This is a genomic window from Amycolatopsis circi (genome assembly GCF_003385235.1).
GTDB lineage: Bacteria > Actinomycetota > Actinomycetes > Mycobacteriales > Pseudonocardiaceae > Amycolatopsis > Amycolatopsis circi.
The window spans coordinates 31073-45804 of record NZ_PQIA01000076.1 but is presented as its reverse complement, the minus strand read 5'-3'; the positions used below and the strand labels follow the sequence as shown (position 1 = coordinate 45804).

Here is a 14732-nt window from a genome sequence, read left to right as displayed (position 1 = left end):
GTCAGAGTGAGCCGGTGGCGGACGGTGCGGGTGAGCCGGTCACCGGTGGCGGGCTGGATGGTGTGGAGCCTGTTGGCGAGGAAATAGCCGGTTGTTCGGGTGGCGGCGCAGCCAACGTGGGCGGCGCGGGTGGAACTGCTGATGCGGCCGATGGCGGGACTGACGGCGGGGAGGCTCGCGAGGCCAGCGCTGGTGACGAGGCGATCGACGACGGTGGCGATGCCAGCGACGCGACGGCCGGTGAGGTGGTCGGCGACGGTGGTGCTGCCGGTGGCGCGGTTACCGGTGAGGGCGGAGCCGATGGCGAAACCGCCAGTGGCGCGACGGTCGATGGAGTCAGTGGCGACGGTGAGGCGGTAGGCCGAAGCGGTGCCGGGGATGAAACTGCCAGTGGCGCGGCAGTCGGTGCTGTCGGTGAGGTGTTGGTCTCTGGCAGCGGATTGGCTAGTGGTGAGGCCGAGGACAGAGCCGCCGAGGAGACCGGCGCTGTCGGTCAAGCCGCGGGCGGTGCTCTCGACAATCGCGAGTTGGGCGGGGCGAGCAACAGCGACATCGCAAGTGGCGACGGCAGCGGTGGTGAAGTAGCGGGCGAAGAGGTTGACGCCGGTGCGGACAAGGCGGCTGGCGCTGGACTAGCGGGCGACGAATCCGCGACCGCCCCCGGTTCGGCGGAGGCGGCTGCCAAAGCGGGCGGAACCAAGCGGACCCGGAGGCTTGTTGGGCCTCAGCCGGATAAGGCTCGATGGGCGAGTCGCGCGCGGGTGCGGGTTCGGCGGGGGCGTTATCGGGCTCGACGGGTGGCGTCGCGGCATCGGACGGTTGTCGCGGTGCTCGCGGGGATTCTCGGGGTGCTTCCGGCGACCGTCGGCGCGGGAGTGGTCGTCGGGTGGGTTGGGCGGATGCCGGTGGTGCATACAGCGGACGTTATGCCTGATCAGGGATACGACCCGGGGATTCGCGGGGTCGCTGTCGACGGGCGGTTGCCTGACGCGCCTGCTCCGATTCCCTTGCCTGCGTATGACCTTCCGGAGGGGCCGCTCGGGATTCCGGCTACTGCGCTTGTCGCGTATCGGCATGCGGCTGACGTGTTGGGGAAAGAGCAGCCGGGGTGTCATATCGACTGGGCGCTCATCGCGAGCATCGGGCGGATCGAGTCGAATCACGCGCGGGGCGGGTACGTCGACGCCGCGGGGACGACACTTCAGCCGATCCTCGGGCCTCAGCTCAACGGGACCGGTCCGTACGCGGCGATTCCCGACACTGATCACGGCGTTCTCGACCACGACCCGGTCTGGGATCGCGCGGTCGGGCCGTTCCAGTTCATTCCGGCGACCTGGCGGACCTACGCGGCGGACGGCAACGGCGACGGCAAGGCCGACCCCAGCAATCTCTTCGACGCCTCGCTCGCGGCGGCTCGCTATCTCTGCTCCGGCGGGCTCGACCTGGCCAATCCGGACCAGTTGCGGACTGCGATCTATCGCTACAACAACTCCGACGCCTACGTCACCACGGTCATTCTCTGGGCGGAGGCCTATCGGAAGGGCGTCGCGCAGGTGCCGGACAGTCCGGTTCCGGTCGGGGCACCTGGGGCGACGACGTCCAGTGCCGTGCCGACGGCTAATCCGGGGAATGGACCGAGACCGCCTGGGACGCCGGGGTCGTCGTTGCCGCCGGTTTCTACGGGCGGTCCGTCGGTGACGCCTACTGGGCTGCCGCCGGGTAGTCCGTCCGTGACTCCTTCTGGGGGTCCGACTAGTGGGCCGACGACCGGGAGCAGCACTCCGACGTGTGGTGCCAGCAGCACGTCCGCGTCGACGTCGGCATCGGCTACGACGACGACTCCCACCTGCGACTCGTCGAGCAACAACCCGTCGAGCGGCGCGGCGGCTGAAGGCTGACCAGGAAAAATAGCGGCTCGATCTTCTCCGGTAGCCTTGCTTACATCATTACAAGCCCGCGGGGGAGCCGATGAGTCTTCGTCAGTTCGAGTACGCCTTGGCGGTCGCCGAGGCGGGGTCGGTGACCGCTGCGGCCGAGCTGCTGCACGTCGCTCAGCCGTCGGTGTCTCAGCAGATTCGGGGGCTTGAGCGCGAACTCGGCGTGCAGCTCTTCTCCCGCACGCCCACCGGGCTGGTGCCGACCGTCGTCGGGCGCGCGTTTCTCAAGGACGCCGAGGTAGCGGTGAGGGCGGCGCGGCGGGCGCAGGCGACCGCGAGGGCGGGCGCGGACGAGCTGGTCGGCGAGTTGCTCGTCGCGGCGCAGATGGGGTTGGGGACTCGGCAGTTGCCGGGCGCGTTGGCTGCGTTGCGAAGGCGGTTTCCGCGGCTGGCGGTGACCGTTTTCGAGGAGCCGAACCCGGCTGAGCTGGAGCAGCTGGCCCGGCGCGGGGTGCTGGATCTTGCGTTGCTGGGGTCGGCGTGCGATGAGGGGCTGTACGAGGGGCATCACCTGGGCGACGAGGAGTTCGTGGTCGTTCTCGGCACCGGACACCGGTTGTTCAAGAAGGACCGGATTGCGTTGCGGGAGCTGGAAGAAGAGCAGTGGATCAGGTTCGATCCGGACAGTGCGCTCGATGCTCACTTGACAGAAGTGTTGCGCGACAACGGGATCGAGCCGACCGCGGTCGCGCGGGTGTCGCAGACCTCGACGGCCGTGCGGTGGGCCGCGCACGGGCTGGGCGTGACGCTCGTTCCGGCGTCGGCGGTGCCGGAAGGGCATGAGCATCTCGTACGGCCGGTGTTCCCGGTCGTGGCCCAGCCCGTAGTCGCGGCGGTGCGGCCCGGAGCTGGACCCGCGGAGATGGCGTTGCTCGAGTTTCTGCGGCAGGAGTCTTGGTACCAGTCCGCGGCTCCGGCTGCCTGAAGCGTCAGAGTTGCGTGTCGCCTCCGTCTACGACCAGTTCGATGCCGGTGGTGAAGGTGGCGTCGAAGGCCAGGAAGGCGACGGCACGGGCGATTTCAAAAGGGGTGCCCAGCCGTTTCATGGGGTTCGCCGCGGCCCGGGCGGCCTTGAACTGCGCGGCTTCCTCGTCCGACATTCCGGCTTCCAGGATCTCGGTGTCGATCGGGCCGGGGCTGATCGCGTTGACCCGGATGCCACGCGGGAGCAGTTCGACAGCGAGAGTGCGGGCCATCGATCGCAGTGCGGCCTTGCCTGCGGAGTAGACGCTGGTTTCGGCAAGGCCCATGACGTTCGCGGTCGAGGTGGTCAGGACGACGCCCGCGCCGGAGCGCAGCAGCGGCGCGAGCTTCTGCACGGTGAAGTACGCGCCCTTGACGTTGACCGCGAACTGCTCGTCGAACTGCTCCTCGGTCACCGATTCGAACGGTGCCGTCCGGGCGATCCCGGCGTTGACGAACAGGGCGTCGACCGGGCCGGGTACCTGGGCTGCCAGCGCGTCCAGGTCGGAGAGCGACGCCACATCGCCGCGGACGGCTGTCGCACCGGCACCGAGTTGGGCCAAGGCCGCGTCGAGGCGAGCCTGCGAACGGCCGGTGATGATTACGCGGGCGCCGCCGTCGGCGAACAATTTCGCGGTGGCGAAACCCATTCCGGTGCTGCCGCCGGTGATTACGGCAGTTTTGCCCTGATAAGCATTCATCGCGGGTATTCGCCTCCGTCGACGGACAGACCGCTTCCGGTCAGCCAGTTCGCTTGGTCGGACAACAGGAAGAGCACGGCGTTGGCGATGTCGTCGGGGTCGCCGTCTCGGCCCAGCGGGACCCCGGGGAGATCGAGACTGCCGGACGACAGGCTCGCCCACTGCTCCCGCGTCGCCACGCCGCCGGGGGTGGCGGTCCGGCCGGGGGACACGGAGTTCACCCGGACCCCGGACGGAGCCAGTTCGACGGCCAGGCCTCGGCTGTACGCCTCCAGCGCCGTCTTCGCGGCGACGTAGTGCAGGAAGGGCGGGAACGGCGGGCGGATCGCGGCGGTGGAGATGTGCACGATCGAGCCTGATCGGCGGTCTCGCATGCCGGGAGCCAGCAGCGCGTCCAGGCGGACCGCGGCCAGGAGGTTGACCGACAGCGCGTCCTGCCATTCGTCGTCGGGGATCGCCAGGGCGCTGGGGTGCGGACGCGCGCCGCCCGCGTTGTGGACCAGCAGGTCGACGCCGCCGAGGGCCTCTTGCGCGGCGGAGGCGATCGTCTGGGCGCCCTCCTGCGTGCGGACGTCGGCCTCGACGAAGGACGCGCCTTCCGGCACCGGGCCGGTCGAACGGGCCGTGGTGAGCACCGTCGCGCCGGCGGCCAGCAATTGCGCCACGATTGCCGCGCCGATTCCGCGGGAACCGCCGGTGACGACCGCGCGCTTTCCCGCTATCCCGTAATCGGGCATGCCAATAAACCTCTCGATAAAAGAAGGAGAAAAACCGCCGCGCAAGGAAAGGCGGCGAACACGTCAACCGTACGTTCGGAAAAGAGGGAAAGGCAAAGACCAAATGTCGACGAAGGGGCATAGGACCCGCCTATGGCCGCGTTGCCTGCGAAGCGCCGGAGACCAAGTAAAGTCGGAGCCATGCCTCGGGTAGCTGCGATCGACTGTGGGACCAACTCCATCCGTCTGCTCGTCGCCGAGTTGACGCCGCGCCACGACGGCACGGTCGACCTGCGCGACCTGCACCGCGAGATGCGCATCGTGCGGCTCGGCCAGGGCGTCGACGCCACCGGCAGGCTCGCGCCGGAAGCGCTCGAACGCACCCGCGCCGCGCTCGCGGACTACACCGTCGCCGCGCGGCGCAAGGGCGTCGAGAAGGTGCGCATGGTCGCCACCTCGGCGACCCGCGACGCGAGCAACCGCGACGAGTTCTTCGCGATGACGCGCGAGACGCTCGGCGTCGAGGCCGAGGTGATCAGCGGCGACGAGGAAGCCCGGCTGTCCTTCACCGGCGCGGTCGGCGAGCAGGACCCCGAAGACGGGCCGTTCGTGGTCGTCGACGTGGGCGGCGGCTCCACCGAACTCGTCCTCGGCACCTGGAACGGCCGCGAGGCCGAGGTGACCGCCGCGAAATCCGTCGACATCGGCTGCGTCCGGATCACCGAGCGCGCGCTGAAGGGCGACCCGCCGACCGCCGACGAGGTCGCCGCCGCCCGTGAACTCGCCCGCGGCATCCTCGCCGAGGCGTTCGACGTCGTGGACGTCGCGAAGGCCCGCACCTGGATCGGCGTCGCCGGCACCGTGACCACGTTGTCAGCGGTTTCGCTGGCGCTGCCCGAGTACGACTCCGAGCGCATCCACCTGTCGAAGCTGTCGCACGGCGAGATCGACCGGGTCGCGCAGAACCTCCTCGCGGCCGACCGCGAGACCCGCGCCGCGAACCCGGTCATCCACCCCGGCCGGGTCGACGTGATCGGCGGCGGCGCGGTCGTCGTCCAGGTGCTCGCCGAGGAACTCGCCGCGCGCGGTGGTCCGGACCAGTTGGTCGTCAGCGAGCACGACATCCTGGACGGCATCGCTTTGGCGCTCGCCTGAACGCTCCGCAGCGCCCCGGTGACCACGCGCGAACCCCGCGTCGGGAGCCGTAGCAAAATGACCGAAAGTCATCTACCTCACTTCGTTGTGGGCTGACTGGGTGACGGTCGGCGTTGTTATTCATGTGCAACCCGGTGATCCGGTGACGAAGGGCCGATCACGCTAGCCTCCATCTCGCTATTCGGACGCTAGAAACGGAGGGGACATGCGGGGTTCATCCAAACTCTGGAGCGCGGCCGCTGTCGTGACAACCTTGTCACTGCTCCTGACCGCCTGTGGGGGCGGCGGATCCAGCAGCGGGTCGTCAGGAGAGGCGGATCCGAACGGGACCTTCACGGTCTACGGCACGGAGCCGCAGAACACGCTGATCCCCACGAATACCAACGAACTCGGCGGTTCCAAGGCCGTCGACCCGATGTTCGCCGGACTCGTCGTGTACAAGGGGGAGAACGGCGAGCCGTCGAACTTGATGGCGGACTCGATCACCACGACCGATTCCAAGGTCTACGACATCAAGATCAAGCACGGCTGGAAGTTCCACGACGGCACCGAGGTCAAGGCGAAGAACTTCGTCGACGCCTGGAACTACGGGGCCAACTCGGCGAACGGCCAGATCAACAGCACGTTCTTCGAGAACATCCAGGGCTACTCCGACGTCCACCCCGCCGACAAGACGGCGAAGCCGACCAAGGACACGATGTCCGGCCTGGTCGTCAAGGGCGACTACGAGTTCCAGGTGACGCTGGAAGCGCCGTTCTCCGTTTTCGCCACCAAGATCGGCTACACCGCCTTCGATCCGCTGCCGGACTCCTTCTTCAAGGACCCCGCGGCCTTCGCGAAGCACCCGATCGGCAACGGCCCGATGAAGTTCGTCAGCCGCACGCCGAACGTCGACATCAAGCTGACCCGTTTCGACGACTACCAGGGCCCGGACAAGGTCAAGTTCAAGGACCTGGACGTCAAGATCTACGCCAGCCAGGAAACCGCCTACCAGGACCTGCTGAGCAACAAGCTCGACTTCATCGAGACGCTGCCGCCGTCCGCGCTCACCGCGGACAAGTACAAGACCGACCTCAAGGACAACCTGGTCACCGGGCACCTGCTGGGGATCAGCACGATCGCGGTGCCGTACTACGTCCAGGGCTACAACAACCTCGACCTGCGCCGGGCGATCTCGATGGCGATCGACCGCGACCAGATCACCAAGACGGTCATGCACGACACCTACGTTCCGGCGGACGGCTATGTGTCGCAGGGCATTCCGGGCTACCGGCCGGGCGTCTGCGGCGAGTACTGCAAGTTCGACCCGGCGAAGGCGAAGGAACTCTTCGCGAAGTCCGGTTTCAAGGGCAAGCTCACCATCGCCTCGAACGCCGACGGCGGCCGCAAGGAGCCGCTGGTGGCCGCGTGCAACAGCATCAAGAACACCCTCGGCGTCGAATGCGATTTCGTTCCGGCGACCGACTTCGGCCAGTGGCGCAGCATCGTGACCGGCCACAAGCTGACCGGCATGGGCCGTTCCGACTGGTCGGCGGACTATCCGTCCATTGAGGACTTCCTCAACCCGCTGTACCGGACCGGGGCCTCGTCGAACGACTCGACCTACTCCAACCCGCAGGTCGACGCTCTGCTGAAGCAGGCCGACTCGACGGCGGACAAGGACGCCGCGGTCAAGCTGTACCAGCAGGCCGAGGACTTGATCGCGAAGGACCTGCCCTCGATCCCGGTGTGGGACGAGAAGGGCGTCGCGGCCAAGTCGAAGCACACCAAGACCGTGGTCCTCGACTTCCGCCGCCGCGCGGACTACTCCTCGGTCGAGGTCCTCAAGAAGTGATGCGCTGACTCGTCCGTTCCCACCACGCGGCTCGTGAGTGCCTACGCCGGTCAGAACCGGCACAGGCACTCACGAGCCCGGCGCGCACTCCTAGGAACCACGCATGATTCGTTACGTCCTGCGTCGTCTGCTCCAGTTGATCCCGGTGTTCTTCGGCACCACTTTCCTGATCTACGCACTGGTGTGGGCCGTGCCGGGGGACCCGTTCTCCGGCAAATGCGGCCAGCAAGCCTGTCCGCAGGCCTATATCGACCTGATGACCGAAAAGTTCCACCTGAACGACAACCTGATCGTCCAGTACTTCAAATACCTCGGGAGCCTGTTCAGCGGCGACTGGGGCGAGACGTTCAACGGCTCCTCGGTCGGTGAACTGATCTCCACCTCCTACCCGATCACGCTGCGCCTCGCGCTCGTCGCGGTGCTCATCGAAGCGGTCATCGGCCTCTCCGCCGGCGTGCTGACCGGCTTGCGCGGCAAGGGTTTCCTCGACAACCTGGTGCTGGTCTCGACCACGTTCCTGATCTCGCTTCCGGTGTTCGTCACCGCGATCGTGCTGCAGATCGTGCTCGGCGTGAACCTGGGCATCATCGACGCCAGCGTCTCGGACAATCCGGGGTTCGGCGAGCTGATCGTGCCCGGCATCGCGCTCGGCAGCCTCTCGATGGCTTATGTCGCAAGGCTGACGAGAACGTCGATCGCGGAGAACCGGCACGCCGACTACATCCGCACCGCCATCGCCAAGGGACAGCCCAACAGCCGCGTCATCGGCATTCACCTGCTGCGCAACTCGGTGATCCCGGTGCTGACCTTCCTCGGCACCGACCTCGGCTCGCTGATGGGCGGTGCGATCGTGACCGAGGGCGTGTTCAACATCAACGGTCTCGGCGGCCTGATCTTCCGCGGCCTCCAGAACCGGGAAAGCGCGACCGTCGTCGGCGTCGTCGTGCTGCTGGTGCTGGTGTACCTGCTGATGAGCCTGATCGTGGACCTGCTCTACGCCGTTCTCGACCCGAGGATCCGTTATGACTGACCCGAATCTCGTCGGCGGCGGAGGAGTCGACGCGGCAGAGCTGTCGCATGTGGACAGCTCGGCCGACGTCGGTCCGAAGAAACCGCGCAGCCTGTGGGGCGACGCGTGGCGGCAGTTGCGCCGCAAGCCGACGTTCGTGATCTCCGCGCTGATCATCCTGCTGATCGTGCTGATCGCGATCGCGCCGGGGCTGTTCTCGCACCGCGCCGCCGGTTACAGCGATCTGACGCACGCCAACGAAGGCCCGTCCGCGGACGCCTGGTTCGGCTACGACAACCAGGGCTACGACGTCTACGCGCGGACCATCTACGGGGCCAGGGCTTCGCTGCTGGTCGGTGTTTTCGCGACGCTGCTGACCGTCGTTTTCGGATCGTTGATCGGCATTGTCGCGGGCTACTACGGCCGGATCGTCGACAGCCTGCTGTCCCGGCTCGGCGACATTTTCGCCGGGCTTCCGTTCGTGCTCGGCGCGATCGTCATCCTCACCACGTTCAACGCGCCCGGCACGAATCCCGGACAGGTCACCATCATCGTGCAGGTGGTGTGCTCGATCGCGGTGCTGACGTGGCCGGTGGCGATGCGCATCATGCGGTCTGCGACGCTGGTGGCCAAGCAGCTGGACTACGTGAAGGCGGCCCGCGCGCTCGGTGCGAGCACGCCGCGGATCGTGTTCCGGCACCTGCTGCCGAACACGATCGCGCCGGTGCTGGTGTACGCCACCATCGCGCTCGGTGCGGCCATCGGCGCCGAGGCGACGCTGGCGTACCTCGGCATCGGGGTGCGGCCGCCGGTGGTGTCGTGGGGCGTCATGATCAGCGACGCGCGCGACTATTTCCGCGCGGTCCCGCACATGCTCCTGTTCCCCGGTGCGTTCGTCACCGTCACCGTGCTCGCGTTCGTGATGCTCGGCGACGGAATCCGCGACGCGCTCGACCCGAAGTCGAGGTAGCCGCAATGTCCACAGTGTCCAGTGCGCCTGGTCCGACGGCGGAGAACGAGCTGCTGCTCGAGGTCGAAGACCTGCACGTGGAGTTCCGCACCTCCGACGGCGTGGCCAACGTGCTCAACGGCGTCGGGTATTCGGTGCACGCCGGGGAAACGCTTGCCGTGCTCGGCGAATCCGGATCCGGCAAGAGCGTCACGGCGCAGACCATCATGGGAATCCTCGACACTCCGCCGGGCGTGATCACCGGCGGGTCGATCCGCTATCGCGGCGAGGATCTGCTCACCGCGTCAGAGGACCGGCGGCGGCAAGTGCGCGGCGCGGAGATCGCGATGATCTTCCAGGACGCGCTTTCGGCGCTGAACCCGGTGTTCACCGTCGGGTTCCAGATCGAAGAGCAGCTGCGCGTCCGGCTGGGAATGTCCAAAAAGGACGCGCGCAAGCGGGCGGTCGAACTGCTCGACCTGGTGCGGATTCCGGCGGCGGAACGGCGGGTCAAGGATTATCCGCACCAGTTCTCCGGCGGGATGCGGCAGCGCGCGATGATCGCGATGTCCCTCGCGCTCGACCCGGATCTGCTGATCGCGGACGAGCCGACGACCGCGCTGGACGTGACCGTGCAGGCGCAGATCATGGACCTGCTCGCGGACATCCAGCGGGAACGGCGGATGGGGCTCGTGCTCATCACGCACGACCTCGGCGTGGTCGCGGAGGTCGCGGACCGGATCGCGGTGATGTACGCCGGGCGGATCGTGGAACAGGCCGACGTGCGGGAGTTGTTCAGCTCGCCGGGGCATCCCTACACCTCCGCGCTGATGGATTCGCTGCCCCGGCTGGACCTCAAAGGACAGACCCTGGAGACCATCAAGGGCCTGCCGCCGAGCCTGCTCGACATCCCGGCCGGATGCCCGTTCCATCCGCGCTGCAAGCGGGCCGTGGGGCGGTGCCGCGACGAGCGGCCGTCCTCGCACGCGCTCGGGTTCGGCCGGGTCAGTGCGTGTCACTTCGCCGAGGAGGTGGTGGAGAGCCGTGGGTGAGCCGATTCTCAGCGTGCGCGGACTGGTCAAGCATTTCCCGGTGCGCACCGGCGTGCTGTTCAAGCGGACGATCGGGCAGGTGAAGGCCGTCGACGGCGTGTCCTTCGAGCTGCAGCCCGGCGAAACCCTTGGGGTGGTCGGCGAATCCGGCTGCGGCAAGTCGACGCTCGCCCAGGTGCTGATGCGCCTGGAGGAGCCGACCAGCGGGGCGGCGACGTTCGAGGGCCGTGATCTGTTCAAGCTGCGCGGCGCGGAACTGCGACGAATGCGTCGCGAGATCCAGATCGTGCTGCAGGACCCGTACACGTCGCTGAATCCGCGGATGACGGTCGGCGACATCGTCGGCGAGCCCTTCGAGATCCACACCGATGTCGCGCCGAAGGGTTCGCGGGCGAAGAAGGTGCAGGAATTGCTGGAGGTGGTCGGGCTCAATCCCGAGCACGTCAACCGGTATCCGCACCAGTTCTCCGGCGGACAGCGCCAGCGCATCGGCATCGCGCGGGCGCTGGCGTTGCGGCCCAAGGTGATCATCTGCGACGAGCCGGTGTCCGCTTTGGACGTTTCGATCCAGGCGCAGGTGATGAACCTGCTCGGGGAACTGCAGGGCGAGTTCGGACTGTCCTATGTGTTCATCGCGCACGACCTGTCGGTGGTGCGGCACCTGTCCACCCGGGTCGCGGTGATGTACCTGGGCAAAATTGTCGAAATCGGTACCGAGGACGAGATTTACGAGCGACCGTCTCATCCCTACACGCAGGCGCTGCTGTCCGCAGTGCCGGTGGCGGACCCGGCGGTGCGCGGGCAGCGGCAGGTGATCCGGCTGGAAGGCGACGTGCCGAGCCCGATCGATCCGCCGTCCGGCTGCCGTTTCCGTACGAGGTGCTGGAAAGCCGCGGACATTTGCGCGACCGAGGTGCCGAAGCTGGAACCTCGGACGGACGGGCATCTGTCGGCTTGTCACTTCGCCGAGGTGAAGTCGGTGGTTCCGTAACAGCCTCGTGAGTGCCTAGGCCGGTTCTAACCGGCTCAGGCACTCACGAGCGATTCCTCCGGTTTGCCGATTGCCGTACGCAGTGTCCGCTATGTACGTTGCATTGTCGGTTTTCCTGAGGAGGACTCGTGAAAAGACCAAGGTTGCTCGCTGCGGTACTCGCGGTGCCGTTGTTCGGTGCGGTGTCCGTCGTCGCCCTTCCGGCGGCGTCGGCACAACCGGCCGGGCCGGTAACGGAATTCAGCGTTCTGGCGCGGGATGGCCAGAGCGTCGCCGCCGCGCAGCAGGCCGTGCGCGACGCCGGCGGTACGGTCGTCGCGACCAATACCGCCGTCGGGCTCATCACCGCCACTGCGCCCGCTACTGGCTTCACCGAGCGGGTTTCGGCCAACCGCGCGGTGTTCGGTGCGGCTAAGGCGAAAGCGATTGGCAGCGCGCCGAAGGCGGGCAAGAAGGAGAAGCCGGACGCGGTCGAGAAGGAAGGCCGCGGCAGTGTGTCGCGCAAGGCCGCGGCGAACAAGGCGGTCGGCACCGATCCGCTGGACGACCAGCTCTGGGGCCTCAAATCGACCCGCTCCGACCTCGCGCGCACCAAGCAGGCGGGCGACAAGCGGGTGAAGGTCGGCATCATCGACACCGGCGTTGACGGCAGTCATCCGGACATCGCCCCGAACTTCGACAAGGCCGATTCGCGCAACTTCACCAAGGACATCGTCGCGGACGTCAACGGCACCGTGGTCGACGGGCCGTGCGAGTTTCGCGGCTGCGTCGACCCGGTGGACCACGACGACAACGGTCACGGAACGCACGTCGCGGGCACGATTGCCGCTGCTGCCAACGGATTCGGCGTGTCCGGCGTGGCACCGAACGTGACGCTGGTGAACATCCGTGCCGGACAGGACGCCGGATTCTTCTTCCTCCAGCCGACTGTCGACGCGCTGACGTATTCCGGCGACGCGGGCATCGACGTCGTCAATATGAGCTTCTACGTCGACCCGTGGCTGTACAACTGCCGTTCGAACCCGGCGGATTCTGCTGCGGAACAAGCGGAACAGCGCACGATAATCGAAGCGACCACGCGGGCGTTGAATTACGCGCACCGCAAGGGCGTGACAATGGTGGTCGCACTCGGCAACCAGCACGACGAACTGGCCGCGCCGCACGATGACGTCACAAGCCCGGACTACCCGGCGAACGGGCCGCATCCGCGCAAGATCGACAACGCTTCGTGCTTCTCGCTGCCCGTCGAAGGCCCGCACACCATCGGTGTCGGCTCGTTCGGTCCGACACAGGCGAAGGCGGACTACTCGAACTACGGCACTGAGCAGATCTCTGTTTCCGCGCCTGGCGGTTACTTCCGCGATGGCTACGGCACGCCTTGGTATCGGACGGTCGAAAACGAAATCCTGTCCACGTACCCGCGCAACGTGGGTGTGGCGGCTGGAAACATTGACGCAGCAGGCAATGTGACACCGGCTGGGGTCGCGCTTGGCGTGCAGAAGGCGACTGCGGCTGACGGCCGGGTCGGCTATTACCAGTGGCTGCAAGGGACTTCGATGGCCGCTCCGCACGCGACCGGCGTCGCGGCGTTGATCATTTCCCAGTACGGCAAGAAGACCGGGCATTCGGTTTCGATGGATCCGGATGCGGTGCAGCGGGTGCTGGAAGGCACGGCAGCGCCGATCGCGTGCCCGGTGCCGCGGACGGTCGATTACCTGAAGGAGGGCCGAGATGCTTCGTTCACGGCTACCTGCTCGGGTGACGCGTCGTTCAACGGGTTCTATGGACATGGTTCGGTGGACGCTTATTCCGCGGTGACGCGGGGTTCGGCGTTCCTGCGCTGAACGGGCGGCGGTGGGGCGGGAAGTCCGCCCCACCGCTTCAGTGTCGTTTCAGTACTGCCGCAGCCGGTTCATGATCTTGCCGGCTGCCTGTTGTTGTTGCGGGGTAAGCGGTCGTGCGGCATTCGCCTCGGCTCCGCAGAATTTGTCCGTCGCGGGACGGGTGCCGTGCACGAGGTAGTCGATGACGGCGTTGAAGCCGCAGCTGTTCAGGGACGGGAGAGCGACGCCGTGGCCGCCTTGGTCCGCAGTGACCATTCGGGCCCGGTCGCCGAACCGCGCGCGGGTTTCCAGCGCGCCGGACAGCGGGGTTGCAGGATCGCGCAGGTTCTGCACCAACAGCAGATTCGATGGCCCTCGGTCGCTGAATTGCACTGCTGGTTCGACCGGCTGGTACGACCAGGCCGCGCAGGGCCAAACGTTCGCCGTCGCGCCGCCGAGCATCGGGTACTCGGCTCGGTCGTGCGCGACGTTTCGCTGATACGTCGAAATCTGCCGGGGCCACGCGTGGTCGCCGCACACCACCGAGAGCATCGTGCTCACCTGGCTCTGGATCGGACCGGTGGTGCTCGGCAGCGAATCGTCCGGGGGTGCCTGGCCCGTGCGGAAGGCCTGCCAGAGCTGTGCCAGCAGGGGGAATGCTGAGGTCTGGTAGATCAGGCTGTGCGTTGCCGACCGGAAGAGCGAACCGTCGTATCCGCCGGTGGGATGCTGGTCGAGTTTGTCCGCGAGCTGGAAGAAAGTCGCGGTGACTTCGGCGGGGGTGGCACCGAGGCCGTAACTCGAATCGCGCACGGCGGCCCACTTTGCAAAATCAGGGAAGCGGTCTTGCATTCCTTCGGCGAACCGACGTGATGCGGTGATGTCGTACCCGTCCGGCCCGAGAACACTGTCGAGTACTACGCGGTCGGTCCGGTCCGGGAACAGCGAGGCGTACACCCCGCCGAGGTAGGTGCCGTAGGACAAGCCGTAATAGGAGATCTTGGACTCGCCGAGTGCTGACCGGATCTGGTCCAGGTCGCGCGCGGTGTTCGCGGTAGTGATGTACGGCAGGATCGACGCGGACGTCGACGAGGCGCATTGCTGTGAAATCTGTTTGGCGGATACCGCGGCCGCGGTGACTTCGGCGGGGTTGTGCGCGTAGCTGGGCACGATGGTGAGGAGTTGTGCCGGTTTCAGGTCGCAGGTCAGCGGGCTGCTGTGGACGACTCCTCGCGGGTCGAAGCCGATCAGGTCGTACTCGGCGAGCAGGCTCGTCGGCAGGCCGAGTTGAGCCATTTCCAGCGGGTACGTGAGACCGGTACCGCCGGGGCCGCCCGGGTTGAACAGCAGAACTCCGCGTCGTTTCGCTGGGTCGCTGCTGGGCAGCCGGGAAATTTCGACGTTGATCTTCTTGCCGTCCGGCTTTCGGTAGTCGAGCGGTACTTCGACGGATGCGCATTGCAGTGCCGGAGACGCGACGTCTGCCGGACACTTGCCCCAATTCGCCGCGGGTCTAGCAAATGCGGCGGAGGCCGGAACCGCGGTCGCCGTCAATGCCGCGGCGGCGAGTACGGCGAGCAATTGTTTTCGCACAGTTTTCCT

At 67.0% G+C, this 14732-nt stretch carries 13 protein-coding genes; 9 read left to right on the top strand and 4 right to left on the bottom strand.

Features of this window, described 5'->3' with window-relative positions; genetic code table 11:
- Positions 1-497: hypothetical protein (locus D0D37_RS28205; RefSeq protein WP_162834510.1), on the bottom strand; the 497-nt coding region annotated here is incomplete at its 3' end.
- 429 nt (positions 498-926) lie between these two features.
- On the opposite strand from D0D37_RS28205, the gene D0D37_RS28200 reads away from it, so the two are divergent.
- Positions 927-1898, top strand: a complete 972-nt coding sequence (locus tag D0D37_RS28200; RefSeq protein WP_425266976.1) for a lytic transglycosylase domain-containing protein — start codon at positions 927-929, stop codon at positions 1896-1898.
- A gap of 70 nt (positions 1899-1968) precedes the next feature.
- The gene (locus tag D0D37_RS28195; RefSeq protein WP_116203614.1) at positions 1969-2862 is read left to right on the top strand and encodes a LysR family transcriptional regulator; all 894 of its coding nucleotides are present in this window, start codon (positions 1969-1971) and stop codon (positions 2860-2862) included.
- Positions 2863-2866: 4 nt separating this feature from the next.
- Here the strand turns inward: D0D37_RS28195 and D0D37_RS28190 are convergent, their stop codons facing one another.
- Together D0D37_RS28190 and D0D37_RS28185 are read right to left on the bottom strand one after the other, a co-directional pair.
- Positions 2867-3601: an SDR family oxidoreductase gene (locus D0D37_RS28190; RefSeq protein ID WP_116203613.1), complete on the bottom strand. Its 735-nt coding sequence runs from the start codon at positions 3599-3601 to the stop codon at positions 2867-2869.
- The gene (locus D0D37_RS28185) at positions 3598-4338 is read right to left on the bottom strand and encodes an SDR family oxidoreductase (RefSeq protein WP_116203612.1); all 741 of its coding nucleotides are present in this window, start codon (positions 4336-4338) and stop codon (positions 3598-3600) included. The genes D0D37_RS28190 and D0D37_RS28185 overlap by 4 nt, the downstream gene beginning before the upstream one ends.
- Positions 4339-4518: 180 nt before the next feature.
- Here D0D37_RS28185 and D0D37_RS28180 point away from each other — a divergent pair, with 180 nt between their 5' ends.
- From D0D37_RS28180 to D0D37_RS28150, 7 genes are all read left to right on the top strand, one after another.
- Entirely contained in the window at positions 4519-5472 is a 954-nt protein-coding gene (locus D0D37_RS28180; RefSeq protein ID WP_116203611.1) for a Ppx/GppA phosphatase family protein, read from the top strand.
- A gap of 205 nt (positions 5473-5677) precedes the next feature.
- Positions 5678-7306: a peptide ABC transporter substrate-binding protein gene (locus tag D0D37_RS28175; RefSeq protein ID WP_116203610.1), complete on the top strand. Its 1629-nt coding sequence runs from the start codon at positions 5678-5680 to the stop codon at positions 7304-7306.
- Between the two features lie 103 nt (positions 7307-7409).
- On the top strand, positions 7410-8336 hold the full coding sequence (locus D0D37_RS28170) for an ABC transporter permease (RefSeq protein WP_116203609.1): 927 nt from the start codon (positions 7410-7412) through the stop codon (positions 8334-8336).
- The gene (locus tag D0D37_RS28165) at positions 8329-9285 is read left to right on the top strand and encodes an ABC transporter permease (RefSeq protein WP_116203608.1); all 957 of its coding nucleotides are present in this window, start codon (positions 8329-8331) and stop codon (positions 9283-9285) included. Before D0D37_RS28170 ends, D0D37_RS28165 begins: the two co-directional genes overlap by 8 nt.
- Before the next feature lie 5 nt (positions 9286-9290).
- A complete protein-coding gene (locus D0D37_RS28160; protein ID WP_116203607.1) occupies positions 9291-10316 on the top strand; it encodes an ABC transporter ATP-binding protein in 1026 nt (341 codons plus the stop codon).
- A complete protein-coding gene (locus tag D0D37_RS28155) occupies positions 10309-11307 on the top strand; it encodes an ABC transporter ATP-binding protein (protein ID WP_116203606.1) in 999 nt (332 codons plus the stop codon). The genes D0D37_RS28160 and D0D37_RS28155 overlap by 8 nt, the downstream gene beginning before the upstream one ends.
- Positions 11308-11435: 128 nt before the next feature.
- Positions 11436-13151 (top strand): S8 family serine peptidase, encoded by a 1716-nt coding sequence (locus D0D37_RS28150; protein ID WP_116203605.1) that lies wholly within the window; start codon positions 11436-11438, stop codon positions 13149-13151.
- 48 nt (positions 13152-13199) lie between these two features.
- Here the strand turns inward: D0D37_RS28150 and D0D37_RS28145 are convergent, their stop codons facing one another.
- Complete coding sequence (locus D0D37_RS28145; RefSeq protein WP_116203604.1) at positions 13200-14723, bottom strand: alpha/beta hydrolase; 1524 nt, start codon at positions 14721-14723, stop codon at positions 13200-13202.
- Between the last annotated feature and the right edge of the window lie 9 nt (positions 14724-14732).

Bases quoted from the DNA above. Each gene is read 5' to 3' on its own strand.
- D0D37_RS28185 (WP_116203612.1), bottom strand. From the start codon at position 4,338: ATGCCCGATTACGGGATAGCGGGAAAGCGCGCGGTCGTCACCGGCGGT.
- D0D37_RS28170 (WP_116203609.1), top strand. From the start codon at position 7,410: ATGATTCGTTACGTCCTGCGTCGTCTGCTCCAGTTGATCCCGGTGTTC.
- D0D37_RS28200 (WP_425266976.1), top strand. From the start codon at position 927: ATGCCTGATCAGGGATACGACCCGGGGATTCGCGGGGTCGCTGTCGAC.
- D0D37_RS28175 (WP_116203610.1), top strand. From the start codon at position 5,678: ATGCGGGGTTCATCCAAACTCTGGAGCGCGGCCGCTGTCGTGACAACC.
- D0D37_RS28190 (WP_116203613.1), bottom strand. From the start codon at position 3,601: ATGAATGCTTATCAGGGCAAAACTGCCGTAATCACCGGCGGCAGCACC.
- D0D37_RS28160 (WP_116203607.1), top strand. From the start codon at position 9,291: ATGTCCACAGTGTCCAGTGCGCCTGGTCCGACGGCGGAGAACGAGCTG.
- D0D37_RS28165 (WP_116203608.1), top strand. From the start codon at position 8,329: ATGACTGACCCGAATCTCGTCGGCGGCGGAGGAGTCGACGCGGCAGAG.
- D0D37_RS28180 (WP_116203611.1), top strand. From the start codon at position 4,519: ATGCCTCGGGTAGCTGCGATCGACTGTGGGACCAACTCCATCCGTCTG.
- D0D37_RS28195 (WP_116203614.1), top strand. From the start codon at position 1,969: ATGAGTCTTCGTCAGTTCGAGTACGCCTTGGCGGTCGCCGAGGCGGGG.